This window comes from Nocardia asteroides, assembly GCF_021183625.1.
In the GTDB taxonomy this organism is placed as follows: Bacteria; Actinomycetota; Actinomycetes; order Mycobacteriales; family Mycobacteriaceae; genus Nocardia; species Nocardia asteroides_A.
Genome location: NZ_CP089214.1, coordinates 3,207,647 through 3,230,517, shown reverse-complemented (window position 1 = coordinate 3,230,517; position 22,871 = coordinate 3,207,647). Strand labels below are relative to the sequence as shown.

General features: G+C 75.1%; 2 protein-coding genes (both running past the window's edge). Both read left to right on the top strand.

The window, feature by feature from the left end; genetic code table 11:
* Positions 1-12,665: the 3' portion of a non-ribosomal peptide synthase/polyketide synthase gene (locus tag LTT61_RS15305; protein ID WP_233020630.1), read on the top strand. 5,125 nt of this gene lie to the left of the window's left edge; the window shows 12,665 of its 17,790 coding nt (coding positions 5,126-17,790); the start codon falls outside the window, past its left edge; its stop codon occupies positions 12,663-12,665.
* Positions 12,662-22,871 carry the 5' end (the start) of a non-ribosomal peptide synthase/polyketide synthase gene (locus LTT61_RS15300; protein ID WP_233020629.1) on the top strand. The gene runs 15,248 nt beyond the window's last position, so 10,210 of the gene's 25,458 nt are visible here — the first part of the coding sequence; its start codon is at positions 12,662-12,664; the stop codon falls past the right edge of the window. Before LTT61_RS15305 ends, LTT61_RS15300 begins: the two co-directional genes overlap by 4 nt.

Genomic DNA, 22,871 nt, shown 5'->3' with positions numbered 1-22,871 from the left:
CGGAGCACGCCGCCTACCTGATCTTCACCTCCGGCTCCACCGGGCGGCCCAAGGGCGTCACCGTGACGCACGCCGGGCTGGCCGCCCAGATCGCCTGGATCGCCGCCGAGTACGCGCTGGAAGCCGCCGACACCGTGCTCTTCAAGACCCCGGCCACCTTCGACGTCTCGGTGTGGGAGCTGTTCGCCCCGCTCACCACCGGTGCGCGCGTTGTCGTCGCGGCGCACGACGGGCACCGGGACACCGGGTACCTGGCCGCGGTCATCGCCGAGCACGGCGTCACCGCGACGTCGTTCGTGCCGTCCATGCTCACCGCCTTCGCCGAGGCGGCCCCGGCCGGGACGCTCGGCTCGCTGCGGCTGGTGCTGGTCGCAGGCGAGGCCATGACCGCGGCGGCGGCCGCCGCCTTCGGCGCGGTGAGCACCGCCGCGCTGCACAACCTCTACGGCCCCACCGAGTTCACCGTGCACGCCACCTTCGCGCCGGTGCCCGCCGCCGCGACCGGGCCGGTGCCGATCGGGCGCCCGGTCCCGGGCAGCACCGCGCTGGTGCTGGACCGGCGGCTGCGCCCGGTGCCGGACAACGTGGTCGGCGAGCTGTACCTGAGCGGCGCGCAGCTGGCCCGCGGCTACCACCGCCGGGCCGCGCTCACCGCGGAGCGGTTCGTCGCCGGTCCCGCCGGGGCACGGCTCTACCGGACCGGTGACCTGGTGCGGCGCAACCGCTCCGGCGAGCTGGAGTACCTCGGCCGCGCCGACTTCCAGGTGAAGCTGCGCGGGCAGCGGCTGGAGCTCGGCGAGGTCGAGGCCGCGCTGGCCGCGCAGCCCGAGGTGCGCGCGGCCGCCGTCGGGGTGTACACGCATGCCGCCGGTGAGCTGCTGGTCGCCTGGGTGGTGTCCGCGGTCCCCGACCCCGCCGCGGTGCTGGAGCAGCGGCTGCGCGAGCTGCTTCCCTCGTACATGGTGCCCGGCGCCTTCGTCCTGCTGGAGGCGCTCCCGCTCTCCGCCGCGGGCAAGCTCGACCGGCGCGCGCTGCCGGAGCCGGAGCTCACCGTCGCCGCCTTCCGCGCGCCGGAGACCGCGATCGAGCGCACCGTGGCCGCGGTCTTCGGCGAGGTGCTCGGGCTGGAGCGGGTCGGGCTGGACGACGACCTCTTCGCGCTCGGCGGCAACTCGCTGGTCGCGACCAGGATCGCGGCCCGGATCGCGACCCGCCTCGAACTCGACGTCCCGGTGCGCGCGCTCTTCGACCTGCCTACGGTCGGCGCGCTGGCCCGCGGGCTGGCCGAGCGCGGCGCGGTGCGGCGGCTGCCCGCCCCCGTCGCCGTGCTGCGGCCGGAGCCGCTGCCGCTCTCCTACGCGCAGCAGCGGCTGTGGTTCCTGGACCGGTTCGACAGCGAGTCGGTGGCGAACACCCTGGTCGCCGCCTTCCGGCTGGACGGCGAGCTGGACGAGGCCGCGCTGCGCGCCGCCGTCGGCGACCTGCTGGCCAGGCACGAGGCGCTGCGCACCCGCTACCCGGCGGTGGACGGCGTCGGCTGCCAGCAGATCCTGCCGCCGGACCCGGCCCGGGTGCCGGTGACGGTCGAGCAGGTGGAGAGCAACGCGGTGCGGCGGCGGGTGCGGGCGCTGGCCGCCGAGCCGTTCGCGCTGGACCGCGAGGCGCCGGTGCGGTTCGCGGTCCTGCGGATCGGCGGGCAGCGGGCGGTGCTGGTCGTCGCGCTGCACCACATCGCGGCGGACGGCTGGTCGATCGCGCCGCTCACCCGGGATCTGTTGCAGGCGTACGCCGCCCGGGTCGGCGGCGGCGAGCCCGGGTTCACCCCGCTGCCGCTGCAGTACGCCGACTTCACGGTCTGGCAGCACACCGTGCTCGGCAGCGCCGACGACCCGGAATCGCCGCTCGCGGAGCAGCTCCGGTTCTGGCGCGGCGAACTCGCCGGGCTCCCGGACGAGCTCGGGCTGCGCACCGACCGGCCGCGCCCCGCGGTCGCCTCCGGCCGCGGCGCCAGGCACGCCTTCACCGTGGACGCGGCGACCGCGGGCGCGCTGCGCGAGCTGGCCGCGGCCACCGGGACCACGCTCTTCATGGCGCTGCAGGCGGCTTTCGCGGCGCTGCTGGCCCGGCTCACCGGCAGCACCGACATCGCGCTCGGCACGCCGGTGGCGGGGCGGGCCGACGCGGCGCTGGACGACGTGGTCGGCATGTTCGTGAACACCCTGGTGCTGCGCACCGCGGTCGACCCGGCGGCGGGCTTCACCGCCCTGCTCGCCGCGGTCCGCGACGGTGACCTGCGCGCCTTCGCGCACGCCGACATCCCGTTCGAGCGGCTGGTCGAGGCGCTGAGCCCGGAGCGAACCACCGCGCGGCACCCGCTCTTCCAGGTCATGCTCGACCTGCGCCAGGAGCCGCCCGCCGTGCCCGCGCTGCCCGGGCTCGCGGTCGAGCCGCTCGACATCGACACCGCCACCGCGAAATTCGACCTCCAGTTGACGGTCACCGAGCGGGCGGACGGCCCGCTGCCCGCCGTGCTCGAATACGCCACCGACCTGTACGACGAGGGGACGGTCGGTGCCCTCGCGGCGCGGCTGACCCTGCTGCTGCGCGCCCTGGTCGCCGAGCCGGAGCGGGCGGTCGGCGATCTGCCGCTGCTGACCGCGGGCGAGACCGAGCGCGTGCTGCGCACCTGGAACGACACGGACTTCCCGGTGGATCCGGACGCCACCCTGGTCTCGATGTTCGAGGCGCAGGCGGCGGCGACGCCCGCGGCGCCCGCGGTCACCTTCGAGGGCGAGACGCTGAGTTACGCGGAGTTCGCCGGACGGGTGCACCGGACGGCGCGGGCGCTGGTCGCGCACGGGGTCGGGCCGGAGGTCGTGGTCGGGATCGCGCTGCCGCGCGGGGTCGACCTGGTGGTCGCGCTGTACGCGGTGCTCGCCGCGGGCGGGGCGTACCTGCCGATCGATCCGGAGCATCCGGCGGAGCGGATCGCCGGTGTGCTGGGGACGGCGCGGGCGAAGTTCGTGCTCGCCCGGGGTGGGTTGCCCTTCGGTTCGCTCGGCACGCGCCTGCTCGATGTGGGCTCGCTCGACCTCGGGTCCTACTCGGACGCACCGCTCGGCGACGTGGGGCTGCGCCCGGCGAACACCGCCTACGTCATCTTCACCTCCGGCTCCACCGGCCGCCCGAAGGGCGTCGCGGTCTCGCATGCCGCGATCGTGAACCGCCTGGTGTGGATGCAGGAGGAGTACGGGCTGGACCGCTTCGACGTGGTCCTGCAGAAGACGCCCGCCACCTTCGACGTGTCGGTGTGGGAGTTCTTCTGGCCGCTGCAGACCGGGGCGCGGCTGGTGGTCGCGAAGCCGGACGGGCATCGCGACCCGCAGTATCTGGCCGAGGTCATCGCCGCAGAGCAGGTGACGACGGTGCACTTCGTGCCGTCCATGCTCGCGGTCTTCGTGGCCGAGGATCGGCTCGGGGACTTCTCCGACCTGCGCAATGTGTTCTCCTCCGGGGAGGTGCTGCCCGCGCCGGTGGCGCGGAAGCTGCTCGACTCGACCAGTGCCTGGCTGCACAACCTGTACGGGCCGACCGAGGCCGCGGTGGACGTGACGTACCACGAGGTCACCGAGGCGGATGCGGCTGCCGTTCCGATCGGCTCGCCGGTCTTCAACACCCGCGTGTACGTGCTGGACGCGCGGCTGCGGCCGGTGCCGGTCGGCGTGCCCGGCGAGCTGTACCTGGCGGGTGCGCAGCTGGCGCGGGGGTACGTGGGGCGCGGTGAGCTGACGGCGGAGCGGTTCGTCGCCGACCCGTTCGGCGGGCCGGGGGCGCGGATGTACCGCACCGGTGATCTGGCCGCCTGGCGCGGCGACGGTGCGCTGGAGTACCTGGGGCGCACGGATTTCCAGGTCAAGCTGCGCGGGCAGCGGATCGAGCTGGGCGAGATCGAGGCCGTGCTGCGGGCGGACGCCGCGGTGGCGCAGGCCGCCGTGCTGCTGCGCGGGGAGCACCTGGTGGCGTACGCGGTGCCGGGCCGGAACGGGCACCTCGACCCGGTCGCCGTGCGGGCCTCGGTCGCCGAGCGACTACCGGCCGCGCTGGTTCCGGCCGCCGTCGTCGTGCTGGACGCGCTGCCGCTCAGCGGTTCCGGGAAGCTGGATCGGCGGGCGCTGCCCGACCCGGAGTTCGGCGGGGCGGCCGGGTACCGGGCGCCGCGCGGGGTCGCGGAGGAGGCGGCCGCGGCTGCCTTCACCGAGGTGCTCGGGCTGGGGTCGGTCGGGGCGGACGACGATTTCTTCGCGCTCGGCGGGAACTCGCTGAGCGCCACCCGGGTCGTGGCCCGGCTCGGGGCCGCGCTCGACGCGACGCTGCCGGTGCGCATGCTCTTCGAGGCGCCGACCGTGGCGGGGCTGGCCGCGCGGGCTGCGCGGCATCGCGGGGAGGGGGCGCGGCCGCCGGTGGTCCGGGTCGCGCGGCCGGGGCGGATTCCGCTGACCGCGGCGCAGCGGCGCATGTGGTTCGTGAACCGGTATCTCGACGGGGCGGACACGCTCAATACGGTGCCGCTGGCGCTGCACCTGCGCGGTGCCGTCGACCGGGGTGCGCTGGAGGCGGCGCTCGGGGATGTGGTCGAGCGGCACGAGGTGCTGCGGACCGTTTACCCGGACGGGCCGGATGGGCCCGAGCAGTGCGTGCTGCCGGATGCCCGGATCGCGCTGCGAGTCGTGCGCGCGGCGGATGACGCGCGCGGCACGGGGATCGAGTCCCAGGGCGCCGAACTCGCGGTGAGCGGGGCGCCGGACTCCGGGATCTCGGCTCTCGTCGCCGCGGCCGCGTTCGATCTGACCACCGATCTGCCGGTGCGGGCGGCGCTGGTGCAGACCGCGCCGGACGAGCACGTCCTGCTGGTGATCGTGCATCACATCGCGTGCGACGGATTCTCCCTCGCACCGCTGGCCGCCGACCTGACCAGTGCGTACGCCGCCAGGGCTGCCGGACGGGAGCCGGGGCTCGCGCCGCTTCCGGTGCAGTACGCCGACTACGCGCTCTGGCAGGAGGCGCAGCGGGCGCACCCGGAGACCGAACGGCAGCTCGACTACTGGCAGCAGCGGCTGGCCGCGCTGCCCGAGCAGCTCGAGCTGCCCGCGGACCGGCCGCGGCCACCCGCCGCCTCGCACCGTGGTGCGGTGCACCACCTGTACATCGACTCCGACCTGCACGGCGAGCTCGGTGAGCTGGCTCGGAAGCGGGAGAGCACGCTCTTCGGGACGGTGCACGCGGCGCTCGCAGTGCTGCTCGCCCGGCTCTCCGGGAGCGCCGATATCGCCGTCGGCACGCCGGTGGCCGGTCGCGGCGATGCCGCGCTCGACCCCATGGTCGGCATGTTCGTGAACACGCTGGTGCTGCGGAGCACGGTCGACGTGCGCGACCGGTTCGAGGCGGTGCTCGACGCCGTGCGCACCGGCGATCTGGACGATCTCTCCCGGCCGGACGCCGCCTTCGAGGAGCTGGTGGAGCGGCTGGCGCCGGCGCGGACCGCGGATCGGCACCCGCTCTTCCAGGTGGCGCTGAGCTTCCAGAACTTCACGGCGCCGGTGCTGGAGTTGCCCGGGCTCACCGTCGCGCCGTACCCGGTCGCGCCCGCGGCGGCGAAGTTCGATCTGCAGTTCACCGTGGTCGAGGCGTACGACGCGGATGGTCGTGCGGGCGGGATGGATGTGGAGATCGTCTACGCCACCGACCTTTTCGACGCCGGGACGGTGCAGGTGCTCGGGCGGCGGTTCGCGCAGGTGCTGGCGGCCGCGGCGGCGGATCCGACCGTTGTGGTCGGGGATATCCAGTTGCTCAGTGCCGAGGAGCAGGAGCTCGCGCTGCGCGCGTGGGCTGTTTCCGCGCCGGTTGCCGAGGTCGCGAGCGATACCCTCGTCTCCCGGTTCGCGGGGGCGGCTCCGGCTGCCGACGCGGTGGCTGTGCGGCACGGGTCGGCGGAATTGAGTTTCGGGGAGCTGGCGGCGCGGGCGCGGCAGCTCGCCCGGCGGTTGATCGCCGCAGGGGCGGGGCCGGAGACGCTGGTCGCGGTCGCGCTTCCGCGTTCGGCGGAGCTGATCGTCGCGCTGCTCGCGGTTCTCGAAGCCGGTGCCGCCTATCTCCCGGTCGATCCCGGGTACCCCGCCGATCGCATCGCCTATGTCCTCGACGACGCCGCCCCCATCTGCGCGGTCACGTCGCCGGAGGCGGGGCTGCCCGCGGACTGGTTCTCCGGGCCGGTCATCGAGGTCACCGGCGCCCCGCTGTCCGGCGCCGACCGGACCGGCACCGGTCCGATCACCGACGCGGAGCGGCGGGCGCCGCTGCGCCCGGAACATCCGGCGTACGTCATCTACACATCGGGGTCGACCGGCAGGCCCAAGGGCGTCGTGGTTCCGCATCGGGCGGTGCTGCGGCTCCTCGACAACACCGGGGAGCTGTTCGACTTCGGGCCGTCCGACGTCTGGACGATGTTCCACTCGTACGCCTTCGACTTCTCGGTCTGGGAGATCTGGGGCGCGCTCCTGCACGGCGGACGCGTCGTGGTGGTCGACCACTTCGTGGCCCGCTCCCCGCAGCAGTTCCGCGAGCTGCTGCGCGCCGAAGGGGTGACGGTGCTGAACCAGACCCCGTCCGCCTTCTACCAGCTGATCGCCGCCGACCTGGCCGAACCGCCCGCGCCGAACGCGCTGCGCGCGGTCATCTTCGGCGGCGAGGCGCTGGAGCCGTCGCGGCTGCGCGAGTGGCAGGGGCGGTATCCGGAGCAGCCGGCGCTGGTGAACATGTACGGCATCACCGAGACGACGGTGCACGTCACGCACCGCGTCCTGGAGCCGGGGGCGACCGGTGTGATCGGCAGCGCCGTGCCCGGGTTGACCGTGCGGCTGCTGGACGAGCGGCTGCGACCGGTGCCCGCCGGGGTGCCGGGGGAGATCTACGTCTCCGGCCTGCAGCTCTCGCGCGGGTACCTGAACCGGGGCGGGCTCACGGCGAGCCGCTTCGTCGCCGACCCGTACGCGGGTGACGGTACAAGGGCGTACCGCTCCGGTGACCTGGCGCGGTGGACCGCCACCGGTGACCTGGAGTACCTCGGGCGGGCGGATCAGCAGGTCAACCTGCGGGGATTCCGGATCGAGCTCGGGGAGATCGAGGCGCAGCTGGTGCGCGCACCCGGGGTGCGCGAGGCCGCGGTGATCGTGCGGCAGGATCTGGCCGACGAGGGTGCCGTTGTCGGTTACGTCGTGCCGGAGGCCGCTCGGGAGGTCGCGCTGGATCTGGGTGCGCTGCGGCAGGGGCTGGCCTCGGTGCTCCCGGAGCACATGGTTCCGGCGGCGCTGGTCGAGGTCGAGCGGATTCCGTTGACCGTCAACGGGAAGCTGGATCGGGCGGCGCTGCCCGCGCCGGTGTTCGAGGCGGCCGGGTACCGGGCGCCGAGCGGGCACGCGGAGCAGATCGTGGCCGCGGTGTACGCCGAGGTGCTGGGGCTGGAGCGGGCGGGCGCGGACGACGACTTCTTCGCGCTCGGCGGCAGCTCACTGCTGGCCGCCAAGGTGGCGGCCAGGGTCGGGGCCGCGCTGGACCGGGCGGTCGGGGTGCGCACGCTCTTCGAGGCGCCGCGCGTCGCCGACCTCGCGCGGGCCGTCGTGGCCGGTGCCGAGGAGCGGCGCCCCGCGCTCGTCGCGGGGGAGCGCCCCGCGCGGATTCCGCTCTCGCCCGCGCAGCAGCGCATGTGGTTCCTGAACCGCTTCGGCACCGCCGCGACCGCCTACAACATCCCGTTCGCGCTCCGGCTCACCGGCGAACTCGACACCGGGGCGCTGGCCGCGGCCATTACCGACGTGCTCGCCAGGCACGAGGCGCTGCGCACCCGCTACCCGGTGGTCGACGGCGAGCCGGTGCAGGAGATCCTCCCGGTGGGTGACGTCGTTCGGAAATCGCTGCACCCGGTGCGGAGTTCCCGGGAGGAGGTACCCGACCGGATCGCCACCCTGGCCGCCACCACCTTCGACGTCACCGCCGAGGTCCCGCTCCGGCTCCGCCTCTTCCGGCTCGGCGAGCGCGAGCACGTGCTCGCCGCCGCCCTGCACCACATCGCCGCCGACGGCTCCTCGCTGGTGCCCTTCGCCCGCGACCTGATGACCGCCTACGCCGCGCGGACCGCGGGCACCGCACCGGCCTTCGCGCCGCTCCCGGTGCAGTACGCGGACTACGCGCTGTGGCAGCACGCGCTGCTCGGCGCCGACGCCGACCCGGAATCACTCGCCGCCGAACAACTCTCGTTCTGGACCGGCGCCCTGGCCGGGCTGCCGGACCAGCTCGCGCTGCCAACCGACCACCCGCGCCCGCCCCGCCAGAGCCTGCGCGGCGCGCGCGTCGCCGTCGACCTGGACGCCGCGGCGCACGCGGCGCTGACCGCGCTCGGCCGCGGCCGCGGCGCCACCCTGTTCATGGTCGTGCACGCCGCCTTCGCCGCGCTGCTGGCGCGGCTCTCCGGCACCGCCGACATCGCCGTCGGCACGCCGATCGCGGGTCGCGGTGCGGCCGAGCTCGACGACGTCATCGGCATGTTCGTGAACACCATCGTGCTGCGCACCGAGGTGCGCGGCGCGGAGAGCTTCACCGGGCTGCTCGACCGCGCCAGGCGGGCCGACGTCGCGGCGCTCAGCAATGCCGACGTCCCGTTCGAGCGGCTGGTCGAGGTGCTGAACCCGGCTCGCTCCACCGCGCGGCACCCGCTCTTCCAGGTCGGCTACTCGTTCCAGAACCACGAGCGCGGGGTGCTGGAGCTGCCCGGGCTCGCGGTCGAGCCGGTCGAGTTCGAGGACGGCGTCGCCCAGTTCGACCTGCACCTCTTCGTGCAGGACCACTACGCCGCCGACGGCACCCCGGCCGGGCTCGAGCTGACGCTCGGCTACGCCACCGACCTCTTCGACCCCGCCACCGCCGACGCCATCGCCGCCCGCCTGGCCAGGGTCCTGCACCGCGTGGCCGCCGACCCGTCCCACCCGGTCGGCGACCTCGACCTGCTCGCCGCACCCGAGCGCGCCGCCCTGCTCGCCCCCACCCCGCCCACCACCCTCGCCCCGGCCACCCTGGACGACCTCTTCACCGCCCAGGTCGCCCGCACCCCCGACGCCCCCGCCCTGGTCGACGCCGCCACCGGCAGCACCCTCCGCTACCGCGAGCTCGACGCCAGGGTCACCCACCTGGCCCGAATCCTGCTGTCCAACGGCGTCGGCCCCGAACGCACCGTCGCCCTCGCCATGCGCCGCTCCGTCGAACTGGTCATCGCCATGTACGCGGTAGCCCGGGCCGGCGGCGCCTACGTCCCCATCGACCCCGACCACCCCGCCGACCGAATCGCCCACATCCTCGACACCGCCGCCCCCCGCTGCATCCTCACCACCACCGACAGCCCCTCGATCGCCACCGACCGCCCGGTACTGGTGGTCGACGGTGTACGGCCGGATGCCGCCGACGGAACCGGCACCGCACCGATCACCGACGCGGAACGCCGGGAACCCCTCCGCCCGGAGCACCCCGCCTACATCATCTTCACCTCCGGCTCGACCGGCGTGCCCAAGGGCGTGGCGATCCCGCACGCCGCCGCGGTCAACCAGATCAGCTGGCTCGCAGACCGATTCGACCTCGGCGCGAACGACGCGACCCTGCTGAAGACCCCGGCGACCTTCGACCTCTCGGTCTGGGAATTCTGGTCCCACCTCACCACCGGCGGCACACTGGTGGTCACCGAACCCGGCACGGAACGCGACCCGGAGCAGCTGCGCGACCTCGCGGAGAACTCCGGCGTCACCACCCTGTACGCCGTCCCCTCCCTGCTCGGCATGCTCCTGGAAACCGGCCTCCCCCGAACCCTCCGCCGAGTACTCGCCATCGGCGAGGCACTCCCGGCAGCGACCGCATCAGCCCTCCGCCGCACGAACCCCGACGTGGCGCTGTGGAACCTGTACGGCCCAACGGAGGCCGCGGTCTCGATCACCGCGCACGAGGTGACCGACGCCCCCGACCACACGGTCCCGATCGGAACCCCCTGCTGGAACAGCGGCGTCCGCGTCCTGGACGCCCGGCTGCACCCGGTCCCACCCGGCGTCCCCGGCGAGCTGTACCTCACCGGCGCCCAGCTGGCCCGCGGCTACCAGCGCGACCCCGCCCGCACCGCGGACCGCTTCGTCGCCGACCCCTACAGCACCGGCACCCGCATGTACCGCACCGGCGACATCGTCCGCCGCCGGGCCGACGGCGCCCTCGAGTACCTGGAGCGGGCCGACTTCCAGGTGCAGATCGGCGGCTTCCGCATCGAACTCGGCGAGGTCGAGAGCGCCCTGCTCCGGCACCCCGCCGTGACCGGCGCCGTCGCCGTCGCCCGCGAGAGCGCGGGCGGCACCCGGCTCGTCGCCTACGTTGCCGCGCCCTCGGAAGACGCCGCACTGGCGACCGAGCTCAGCACCGCCCTGCGCGCGGAGCTCCCGGCCTACATGGTCCCCGCGACCATCGTCGTCCTCCCGGCCCTCCCGCTCACCGGCAACGGCAAGGTCGACCGCACCCGCCTCCCGGACCCGTCGTTCACCGAACCCACCGGCCGCGCCCCGTCCGGCATCGCCGAACAGCTCGTCGCCGGTGCCTTCGCCGAGGTCATCGGCGCCCCCGACGTCACAGCGGAGACCGACTTCTTCGCCATGGGCGGCACCTCCCTGCTCGCCACCCGCCTCGCCGCCGGGCTCGGCGCGGCCCTGCGCGCCCAGGTGCCGGTGGCGGCGATCTTCGAGGCGCCGACGGTGGCCGCGCTCGCCGCGAAACTCCCGGAGTTCGGCACCCCGCGCCCGCCCCTGACACCGCGCGGGAGCACCGCCCCCGTCCCGCTCGCCCCGGCCCAGCACCGCATGTGGGTGCTGAACCAGCTGAGCACCACCTCCGACGCCTACAACATCCCGCTGGCGCTGCGCCTCACCGGCGACCTCGACGTCACCGCGCTGAGCACCGCCCTCGCCGCCGTCGTCCGCAGGCACGAACCGCTGCGCACCCGCTACCCGGACACCCCCGGCGGCCCGATCCAGGAGATCCTGCCCGCCCCCGCCGCCGCGCCGCTGCCCATCCGGAGGGTCACCGACTACGCGGCCGCCATCGCGGAGTTCGTCCGCGAAGGCTTCGACGTGACGACCGCCCCGCCGGTCCGCGCCACCCTGCTCCGCGCGGGCGAGCGGGACTGGGTCCTCGCGGTGGTGCTGCACCACATCGCCGCCGACGGCTACTCGGCGGTCCCGCTCGCCACCGACCTGGTCCGCGCCTACACCGCCGCCGCGGCGGGGGAGCACCCGGAGCTCTCCGGCCCCGTGGTCACCTTCGCCGACTACACCGCCTGGCAGCACACCCTGCTCGACACCGTCGCCGACGACCAGCTCGCCTGGTGGAGCACGGAACTGGCAGGCGCCCCCGAGGTACTCGCACTGCCCGCCGACCGCCACCGCCCGGCGCGCCGGGACGGCCGGGGCGCGACCGTCACCACCACCGTCGACCCGCAGCGCACCGCGGAGCTGCGCCGCACGGCCGCCGAGCACCGCGGCACCCTGTTCACGGTGCTGCACACCGCGCTGGCGGTGCTGCTCGGCAAGCTCACCGGCAGCGCGGACCTCACCATCGGCACCCCGGTGGCGGGGCGGGGCACGGCCGAACTGGACGAGCTGGTCGGCATGTTCGTCAACACCGTCGTCCTGCGCAGCGAGCTGGACCCGCGCGGCACCGTCGCGGAGCTGCTCACCGCGGTCCGCCGCCGCGAGCTGGCCGCCTTCGCGCACGCCGACATCCCGTTCGACCGGGTGGTCGACGGGCTCGGGCGCACCCGCTCGGCCTCCTACGGCCCGCTCTTCCAGGTCATGCTCACCGTGCAGGACAACCCGCCCGGCCCGGTGCCGCTGCCCGGCCTCACCGTCGAGCCGCTCGACCTCGACCTCGGCGACGCCAAGGCGGATCTGCACCTCACCGTGCTCGAACAGCCCGGTGGCGGGCTGGAGCTGCGCTTCGGCTACGCGACGGACCTTTTCGAGGAGCGCACGGTCCGCGCCCTGGCCGAGCGCTTCGCCCTGGTCTGCGCGGCCGTCGCCGGCGACCCGGACACCACCGTCCGCGCCATCGACATCCGCACCGCCGCGGAACGCACCCCCCGCCCCACCTACGCCGCGCGCCCGGAACCCCGGCCTGCCCACGTCGCGAACCATGACTCAGGCACAAATCCCGCGGCCAGGGACTCGCACCCTGCCTCCCGCGCCGCGGATCAGGACCTGGCCGCCCGCGCTGCGGATCAATCACCACGCCCTGCCGGGCACACCCTGGCCGACCTGCCGTCCCTGGTCGCCCGTGCCGCCGAGACAGCGCCGGAGGCAACCGCTTTCGCGCACAACGGGCACACCGTCAGCTACGCCCAGCTGCACGCCAAGCTGAGCGCGGTCGGCAAGGCCATGGGCGCCGTCGCCAAACCCGAGGCCCTGGTGAACGTCGCCCTGGCCGGGCTGATCCCCGGCCTGCTGGCCGCGCTCGGCCCCGCCCTCCCCGCCGCACTGCAAACCCTGCTCGCCGACGCCGCCGCCCAGGTTTCCGATCCGGAAGGAACTCGCCGATGACCCACGTCGATTCGGTCCCGAGCACAGCGCGCACGGCGGGGGAGCGCGGGTACGGCATCGACGACCTGCCCGGGCTGATCGACGCGGTGGCCGCGGCGCAGCCGGAGCGGCCCGCGCTGCGGCACGGCGCGAGCACGGTGAGCTACGCCGAACTCGCCGGCGAGCTGGCCGAGCTCGGTGCGGTGATGGGCGACGGGCTCGGCCCGGACACGCTCATCTCGGTGGTGGTCTCGGGCAGGCTGCCCGAGCTGTTGGAGGGTGACGGCGCGCTCGGCGCGGTGCTCACCGCGCTGCTGGACGATGCCGTGCTGGTCGCGGAGCAGGCGCTGCCTTCCGCCTGCGCGCCGGTGGAGACGCTGGTCACCGAGTTCGCCGCGCAGGTCGAGCGGACGCCGGACACGGTCGCGGTGGAGTTCGGCGCCGAGGTGCTGACCTACGCCGAGTTCGATGCCAGGGTGCGGCGGCTGGCCGGGCACCTGGTCGAACTCGGGGTGGGCCCGGAGACGCTGGTCGGGCTCGCCGCCCGGCGCTCGGTCGAGCTGCTGGTCGGCATGTACGCCATCCTGCGCGCGGGCGGCGCCTACGTCCCCATCGACCCCGATCACCCCGCCGACCGCATCGCGCACATCCTGGAGACCGCCGGCCCCCTCCTCGTCCTCACCACCACCCCCGACCGCCCGCACCTGGACACCCCCGTTCCGGTGCTCGCCGTCGACGAATGGGAGCGCACCGCCCCCGCGGTCGCCCCGGGGAGCAGCGGCCGCACCTCGGCCGCGCACCCCGCGAACGCAGGCTCCGCCCCGCGCACCGGCACCGGCACCGGCGAGCACCGCTCCACCGGCGACAACACCGCCTACGTGATCTTCACCTCCGGCTCGACGGGCCGCCCGAAGGGCGTCGCCGTCACGCACCGCGCGATCCTCGCGAACCTCCGCTGGCGCCAGCGCGTGTACCGCATGGAGCCCGACGACGCCGTCATCCAGAAGACCCCCTTCACCTTCGACGTCTCCGTCTGGGAGCTCTTCTGGCCCCTCCAGGTCGGCGCCCGCCTGGTGATCGCCGCCCCCGACGGCCACCGCGACCCCGCCTACCTCGCCCGCTGCATCCGCGAGAACGCCGTCACCGTCGCGCACTTCGTCCCGTCGATGCTCGCCGTCTTCGTGGCCGAGCCGGAGGTGGAGCACGCCGCCGAACCCCTGCGCCTGGTCTTCGCCTCGGGCGAGGCGCTCCCCGCCTCGACCGCCGCCGCCTTCCGGAAGATCAGCGGCGCCACCCTGCACAACCTGTACGGCCCCACCGAGGCCGCGGTCGACGTCACCGCGCACGAGGTGACCGCGGACGACACCGCGAGCGTCCCGATCGGCGGCCCCGCCGACGACACCGAACTCCTCGTCCTGGACGACGCCCTGCGCCCGGTCCCGGACGGCGTGGTCGGCGAGCTGTACCTGGCGGGCGTGCAGCTGGCGCGCGGCTACGTCGGCCGCCCCGTGCTCACCGCGGAGCGCTTCGTCGCCGCGCCGGAGGGCCCGGCGGGCGAGCGCATGTACCGCACCGGCGACCTGGTGCGCAGGCTGCCCGCGCTGCCCGGCGCCCAGGCCGAGCTGGAGTACCTGGGCCGCACCGACTTCCAGGTCAAGCTGCGCGGCCTGCGGATCGAGCTCGGCGAGGTCGAGGCGGCGCTGCTGGCGCACGAGGGCGTCGCGCAGGCCGCCGTGCTGCTGCACCGGAACGGCGCGGGCGACCACCTGGTCGGCTACGCGGTGCCGCACCAGGGCCGCGCGCTCGACGCCGCCGCCGTGCTGGCCGGCGCGCGCGACCGGCTGCCCGAGTACATGGTGCCGAGCCTGCTGATCGCGCTGGCCGCCATGCCGGTGAACGCCAACGGCAAGCTGGACCGCCGCGCCCTGCCCGAGCCCGAGTTCGGCAGCACCGAGACCGCGTACCGCGCCCCGGAGAACGAGGCCGAGGCCGCGGTGGCGCAGCTCTTCGCCGAGCTGCTCGGCTGCGACCAGGTCGGCGCGGACGACGACTTCTTCGCGCTCGGCGGCAATTCGCTCATCGCCACCAGGGCCATCGCCAGGATCGGCGCGGAGCTGGGCCGCTCGCTCGACATGCGCGACTTCTTCGAGCGCCCGACCCCGGCCGCGCTCGCCGCGCTCGCGGGCACCCCGAGCACCCCGCGCCCGGCGCTCACCGCGGGCGCCCGCCCGCACCGGGTGCCGCTCTCCCCGGCGCAGCGGCGCATGTGGTTCCTGAACCGGCTCGGCGTCGAGCGCTCCGGCCCGGACGACATCGATACCGCCGCCGTCGACAACATCCCGGTGGCGCTGCGCATGCGCGGCAGGCTGGACGTGCCCGCGCTGGCCGCCGCCATCACCGACCTGGTGGCCAGGCACGAGGTGCTGCGCACGGTCTACCCGCAGACCGAGGCGGGGCCGGCGCAGGTGGTCCGCCCGGTGCACCCGGCCTTCGACCTGACCCCATCCGAGGTGCACGCCGACGACCTGGTCGAGGTGGTCGCGGCGATGGCCGGGCAGGGCTTCGACGTGGCCGAGGAGATCCCGGTCCGGGTGCGGCTGCTGCGCAGCGGCCCCGGCGACCACACCCTGGTGCTCGTGGTGCACCACATCGCGGCGGACGGCGTCTCCATGGGCCCGCTCATGCGGGATCTGGTGAGCGCCTACCGGGACCGGCGCAACGGCCTCGCCCCGCAGCGCCCGCCGCTGGCGGTGCAGTACGCCGACTACGCGCTGTGGCAGCAGCGGCTGCTCGGCGACGAGACCGACCCCGACTCCGCCGTCGCCCGCCAGCTCGGCTTCTGGCGCGCCGAGCTGGACGAGGTCCCCGCCGAGCTCACGCTGCCCGCCGACCGCAAGCGCCCCGCGGTCGCCTCCTACCGCGGCGCCACCCACGAGTTCGCCGTCGACGCGGAGCTGCGGGCCGGGATCGAGGCGGTGGCCGCGGCCAACCGCGCGACCCCGTTCATGGTCGTGCACGCGGCGCTGGCCACCCTGCTCGCCCGGCTCTCCGGCACCACCGACATCACCGTGGGAACGCCGGTGGCCGGCCGCGGCGAGCGGGTGCTCGACGACCTGGTCGGCATGTTCGTGAACACCCTCGTCCTGCGCACCGCGGTCGACCCGGCGGCGCCCTTCACCGCGCTGCTGGCGCACGCGAAGGACCGCGACCTGCGTGCCTTCGCGCACGCCGACGTCCCCTTCGAGCGGCTGGTCGAGGTGCTGAACCCGGCCCGCTCGCAGGCGCGGCACCCGCTCTTCCAGGTCGCGCTGTTCATGCAGAACCTGGGCCCGATCTCGCCCGCCATGCCGGACCTGGCGACCGAGCTGGTCGACTTCGACCCCGGCTTCGCCAAGTTCGACCTGCAGCTCACGCTCTCCGACGCGGAGCACGGCTACCGCGCCGAGTTCACCTACGCCACCGACCTGTTCGACGAGGCGACGGTGGCGGAGTTCGCGGTGAAGTTCCGCCGCGTGCTGCACGCCGTCACCGGCGATCCGGGCGTCGTGGTCGGCGACATCCCGGTCACCGCCCCGGCGGAGTTGGCCCTGGTGACCGGTGCGTGGAACGAGACCGCGCACCCGGTGCCCGGCCACCTGCTGCACGGGGGGTTCGCGGAGCGGGTGCGCGCGAATCCGGACGCCGTCGCGCTGGTCGACGAGGCGGGCACGCTCACCTACCGGCAGCTCGACGACCGGGTGAACCGCTTCGCCCGGCTGCTCGCCGAGCGCGGCGCCGGGCCGGAGCGGCTGGTCGTGCTCGCCATCCCGCGCGGCGTCGACCTGGTGGCGGGCATGCTCGCGGTGCTGCGCACCGGTGCCGCCTTCGTCCCGGTCGACCCGGCGCACCCCGCCGAGCGCATCGGCCACATCCTGGACACCGCGCGCCCCGCGGTGCTGGTCGCCGCGACCGATTTCGCCGTCCCGGTCGACCCGGCCGTCCGCGTCCTGCTGCTGGACCGGGTGCGCTGGGCCGCGCTCTCCGCCGACCCGCTGCCCGCGGCACCCGTGCGCCCGGAGAACGCCGCCTACGTCATGTTCACCTCCGGCTCCACCGGCCGGCCGAAGGGCGTCCTGGTACCGCACGGCGCGGTCGCCAACCAGATCGCCTGGATGGCGGCCGAGTACGGCTTCACCGCCGACGACGTCTACCTGCAGAAGACCGCCTCGACCTTCGACGTCTCGATCTGGGGCTACTTCGTCCCGCTCGCCACCGGCGGCCGGATCGTGCTCGCCGCCGAGGGCGGGCAGCGCGATGCCCGCTACATCGCCGAGCTGGTGCGCGGCCACGGCGTGACGCTGACCGACTTCGTGCCGTCCATGCTCGCGGTCTTCGCCCAGCACGCCCGCCCCGCCGAGATGGCGACGCTGCGCGATGTCTTCGTGATCGGCGAGGCGCTGCCCCCGGAGACGGTCGCCAGGGTGACCTGGGCCCGGGTGCACAACATCTACGGCCCCACCGAGGCCGCGGTCTCGATCACCGCGCAGGAGGCGACCGCCGAGGACACCGCGATCGGCTCGCCGGAGTGGAATTCCCAGGTCTACGTGCTGGACTCGCGGCTGCGGCCGGTCCCGGTCGGGGTCCGCGGCGAGCTGTACCTGGGCGGGGCGCAGCTGGCCCGCGGGTACGTCGGCCGCCCGGAGCTGAGCGCGGACCGCTTCGTGGCCAACCCCTTCGGCGACGGCACCCGCCTGTACCGCACCGGCGACGTGGTCTCGTGGCGCACCGACGGCGTGCTGGTCTACGCCGGGCGCGTCGACTTCCAGGTGAAGTTCCGCGGCCAGCGCATCGAGCTCGGCGAGATCGAGACGGCGCTGCTCGCGGTGCCCGGGGTGACCCAGGCCGTCGTGCTTGTGCTCGACGGCCAGCACCTGGCCGGGTACGTGACCGGCGACGTCGACGGCCCGGCCGTGCGCGAGGCGGTCGGCGCCGCGCTGCCCGCCTACATGGTCCCGTCCGTGGTCACCGCGCTCGCGGAGTTCCCGCTGAACCCCTCCGGCAAGCTGGACCGGAAGGCGCTGCCCGCACCGGAGTTCACCACGGTCGAGTTCCGCGCCCCGGAGACCGGCACCCAGACCCTGGTCGCGCAGACCTTCGCCGAGGTGCTCCGCCTCGACCGCGCCGGGCTCGACGACGACTTCTTCGCGCTCGGCGGCAGCTCCCTGGATGCCACCCGGGTCACCGCGCGGCTCAGCGAGGCGCTCGCGGTCAGGGTGCCGGTGCGGCTGCTCTTCGAGACCGCCGAGGTGGCCGGGCTCGCCGCGGCGCTGGAGCGGCTGCTCGGCGCCGAGACCGTCCCCGCGCGCCCGGCGCGCAGGGAACGCCCGCCGACGATTCCGCTCTCCCCGGCGCAGCGGCGGCTCTGGTTCCTGAACCGGATCGAGGTGCAGGACGGCGCGGACAGCGTCTACAACCTGCCCGTCGTGCTGCGGCTGCGCGGCGCGCTCGCGGTCGAGGCGCTGGACCGGGCCGTGCTGGACGTGCTGATCCGGCACGAATCGCTGCGCACCATCTTCCCGGACGACGGCGCGGGCCCGCACCAGTTCGTCGTGCCGACCGACGAGATCGGGCTCGGCCTCGCCCCCGTCCCGGTCCCCGCCGACGGGGTCACCGAGGCGGTCACCTCGGTGGTCGCCGCGGTCTTCGACGTGGCCACCGAGCTCCCGGTGCGGGTGGTGCTGCTCGGCATCGAACCCGACGATTACGTGCTCGTCCTCGCGGTGCACCACATCGCCGCCGACGCGCTCTCCATGCCGCCGCTCGTCACCGACCTGGTGCGCGCCTACCGGGCGCGGGCCGACGGCGCCGAGCCGGAGTTCGGCGAGCTCGAGGTGCAGTACGCCGACTACGCGCTGTGGCAGCACGAGGTGCTCGGCGACCCCGCCGACGCGCGCTCGCTCGCGCACCGCCAGCTCGCCTTCTGGCGCGCCGCGCTGGCAGGCGCGCCCGCCGTCTCCACCCTGCCCGCGGACCGGAAGCGGCCCGCGCGACCCACCAATCGCGGTGCGGCCGTCCCGCTCTCGATCGACGCCGCCACCGGCGCCGCCGTGCGCGCGCTGGCCAGGCGGGCCGGGGCCACCCCGTTCATGGTGCTGCACGCCGCGCTCGCGCTCACACTCGGCCGGGCGGGCGGCAGCACCGATGTGCTGGTCGGGACGCCGATCGGCGGGCGCGGCGACCGCGCGCTCGACCCGCTGGTCGGCATGTTCGTGAACACCATCGTGCTGCGCACCCGGTTCGAGCCGGACGCCGGGTTCGGCGCGTTCCTGCGGACGGTACGGGACGCCGATCTCGCCGCCTTCGGCACCGCCGACCTGCCGTTCGAGGACGTGGTCGACGCGCTCGCCGTCGACCGGAGCAGCGGCGCCCCGCCGCTGTTCCAGGTGCTCTTCAGCTACGCCGAGCCGCAGCCGGCCTTCGCCGACCACCCGGCGCTGCGGGTGCGGGGGCTCGCCGTGCACCCGGTCGAGGTCGACGACCCGGCCGTCAAGGTCGACCTGCACCTGGTGCTCACCGAGCGCACCGCCGACAGCGGGCTCGACGGCACCCTGCGCTACGCCACCGAGCTGTACGACGAGGCGACCGTCGCCGCCTTCGCCGACCGGCTGCTCCGGGTGCTCGCGGCGGTGACCGCGGTGCCGGAGGCCCCGGTCGGGGATGTCGCGCTGCTCGACGCCACCGAGCGCTACCGGGTGCTGCGGCACTGGAACGACACCGGCCGCGAGCTGCCCGCCGCCACGCTGGCCGGGCTCTTCGCCGCGCAGGTCGCCCGCACCCCGGACGCCGTCGCGCTCACCGCGGGCGACACCCACCTGCGCTACGCCGAGCTCGCCGAGCGGGCGCAGCGGCTGGCCCGGTTGCTGATCGGGCGCGGGGTCGGGCCGGACACGCTGGTCGCGCTCGGCATGCGCCGCTCGATCGACCTGGTCACCGGCATGTACGCGGTGATCCTCGCGGGCGGCGCCTACCTGCCGCTGGACCCGGACCACCCGGTCGAGCGCACCGCGCACATCGTCGGCACCGCCGTCCCGCTGCTCGCGCTGACCTCCGGCGCGGAGCTGCCGCGCGAGATCCCGGTGCCCCGGCTGCGCATCGACCGCATCGACCTCGGCGGCTACCCGGCCGGGCCGATCACCGACGCCGAGCGGCGCGCGGCGCTGCGCCCGGAGCACCTGGCGTACGTGCTCTTCACCTCCGGCTCCACCGGGCGGCCCAAGGGCGTCGCCATGACGCACGGCGCCGTCGCGAACCGGCTGCGCTGGATGCAGGGCGCGCACCTGCCGCTCGACCGCGGCGACGTGGTCCTGCAGAAGACCCCGGTGACCTTCGACGTCTCGGTGCCGGAGTTCTTCTGGCCGCTGCAGGTGGGGGCGCGGCTGGTGCTGGCCCGGCCGGACGGGCACCAGGACCCGGCCTACCTGGCCGAGCTCATGCGCCGCGAGGGCGTCACGGTGGCGCACTTCGTGCCGTCCATGCTCGCGGTCTTCCTTGCCGAGCCGAGGCAGGTGCCCGCGCTGCGGCACGTGCTCTGCTCCGGCGAGGCGCTGCCCGCGGCGTCGGCGCAGCGGATGCGGGCGCTCGGGGTCCGGGTGCACAACATGTACGGGCCGACCGAGACCGCGGTCGAGCTCTCCGTGCACGAGGTGCACGACGCCGACACCGGCATCGTGCCGATCGGGCACCCGATCTGGAATACCGCCGCCTACGTCCTCGACGCGCGGCTGCACCCGGTTCCCGTCGGCACCCCCGGCGAGCTGTACCTGGCAGGTGCCCAGCTGGCCCGCGGCTACCTCGGCCGGGCCGGGCTCACGGCGGATCGCTTCGTCGCCGACCCGTTCGGCGCGCCGGGCAGCAGGCTCTACCGCAGCGGTGACCTGGTGCTCCGCCGCGCCGACGGGGAGCTGGAGTTCCTCGGCCGCACCGACTTCCAGGTCAAGGTGCGCGGGCTGCGCATCGAGCTCGGCGAGATCGAGACCGCGCTCCTCGCGCTCCCCGGCATCGCCCAGGCGGCGGTTCTCGTCCGCGACCCCGGCACCGGCCCGGTGCTGGTTGCCTACCTGGTAGCCGACCCGGCCGACCCGGCCGACCCGGCCGACCCGGCCGAATTCCCGCGCGCGGGCACCGGCCCCGCCACCACCATCGACACGCACCGGGTGCGGGAGGCGCTGACCCGCACGCTTCCGGCGTACATGGTCCCGACCACCTACGTGGTGCTCCCGGAGTTTCCGCGCACCGCTTCCGGCAAGCTGGACCGCACCGCGCTCCCGACGCCGGAGCAACCGGCCACCACCTTCCGCGCGCCAACCGGCGAGGCGGAACAGCTGGTCGCCGCGGTCTTCGCGGCACTGCTGGCGACCGACCGGATCGGCCGCGACGACGACTTCTTCACCCTGGGCGGCAACTCCCTGATCGCCACCCAGCTCGCCGCCAGGCTCAGCGCCGAGACCGGCGCGACGGTCCCGGTCCGCGCCATCTTCGACGCCCCCGCCGTCCGCGACCTCGCCACCCTGATCGAACCGGCCCTGCGCGAACAGCAGCAGACCGCCGACGCCCTCCCCCCGATCACCGCCCGCCCGCGCGACGGCGCCGTCCCGCTCTCCATCGCCCAGCAGCGCATGTGGTTCCTGAACCGCTTCGACGGCGGCAGCGGCGGCTACAACATCCCGTTCGCGCTCCGGCTCACCGGCGCGCTCGACGTGGACGCCCTGCGCGCCGCCGTCGACGACGTGCTCGCCAGGCACGAGACCCTGCGCACCGTCTACCCCGAGCACGACGGCGCCGCCACCCAGCTGGTCCTCCCCGCGGGCACCGAGCTGGTCGACCTGGTGGTGCGCACCGTGCGCCCCGCCGAGCTCCCCGCCCTGGTCGCCGCGGTGGCGGGCACCGGCTTCGACGTCACCGCCGAGGTGCCGCTGCGCGCCAGGCTGCTCCGCGTCACCGACGACCCGGCCGCCGACGTCCCGCCCGGCCGCCAGGAGCACGTGCTGCTCTTCGTGGTGCACCACATCGCCGCCGACGGCTGGTCCTTCGCCCCGCTGACCCGCGACCTCACCGCCGCCTACGTGGCCCGCCGGGCGGGCGCCGCCCCGAACTGGCGCCCACTGGAGGTGCAGTACGCCGATGTGGCGCTCTGGCAGCGCGACGTGCTCGGCGCCGCCGACGACCCGGGCTCGGTGCTCGGCCGCCAGCTCGGCTACTGGTCCAGGCAGCTCGCCGGGGCGCCGGAGCTGCTCCCGCTGCCCACCGACCGCGCCCGCCCCGCCGTCGCCGGCAACCGTGGCGGCGCCGTCACCGCCACCATCGACGCCGCGCTGCACCTGGCCGTGCGGGAGACCGCCGCCGCGCACCGCGCGACCCCGTTCATGGTGCTGCACACCGCGCTCGCGGTGCTGCTCGCCCGGTTCTCCGGCACCGCGGACGTGGTGATCGGCGCCCCGGTGGCAGGCCGCGGCGACGCCGCGCTCGACGAGCTGGTCGGCATGTTCGTCAACACCCTCGTGCTGCGCACCGAGGTGCGCCCGGAGCAGTCGCTCGCCGAGCTGCTCACCGCCGTGCGCGGCACCGACCTGGCCGCCTTCGACCACGCCGCCGTCCCGTTCGAGCAGCTGGTCGAGGTGCTGAGCCCGGTGCGCTCGCAGGCGCACGCCCCGCTCTACCAGGTGGCGCTCACGCTGCAGAACCACGCCAAGCCGGAGTTCCGGCTGCACCGCCTCGCCATCGCCGCGCTCGAGGTCGGCCCCGCCCCCATCCAGGTGGACCAGGACTGGACGCTCACCGAGCGCACCGAGGACGGCGAGCCGGCGGGCATCGATATCTACCTGCACTACGCCGCCGAGCTCTTCGACCCGGAGACCGCGCAGGGCTTCGTCGCCGCCTTCGAGCGGGTGCTGCGCGCCCTGGTCCGCGACACCGGCACGCCGGTCGAGGCCGTCGAGCTGCTCTCCGCCGCCGAGCGCGACCTGCTGCTGGTCCAGCGCAACGCCACCGCGCAGGCGCTGCCCCCGCAGACCCTGGACGACCTGCTTCCCGCCCGCGCCGCCGCCGAACCGCACGGTACCGCCGCGCTCTTCGATGGCACCGCGCTCACCTACGCCGAGCTGGAGACACGGGTGCGCGGGCTGGCCCGCGCCCTGATCGCCCGCGGCGTCGGCCCGGAGACGGTCGTCGGCGTCGCGGCGCACCGCGGGC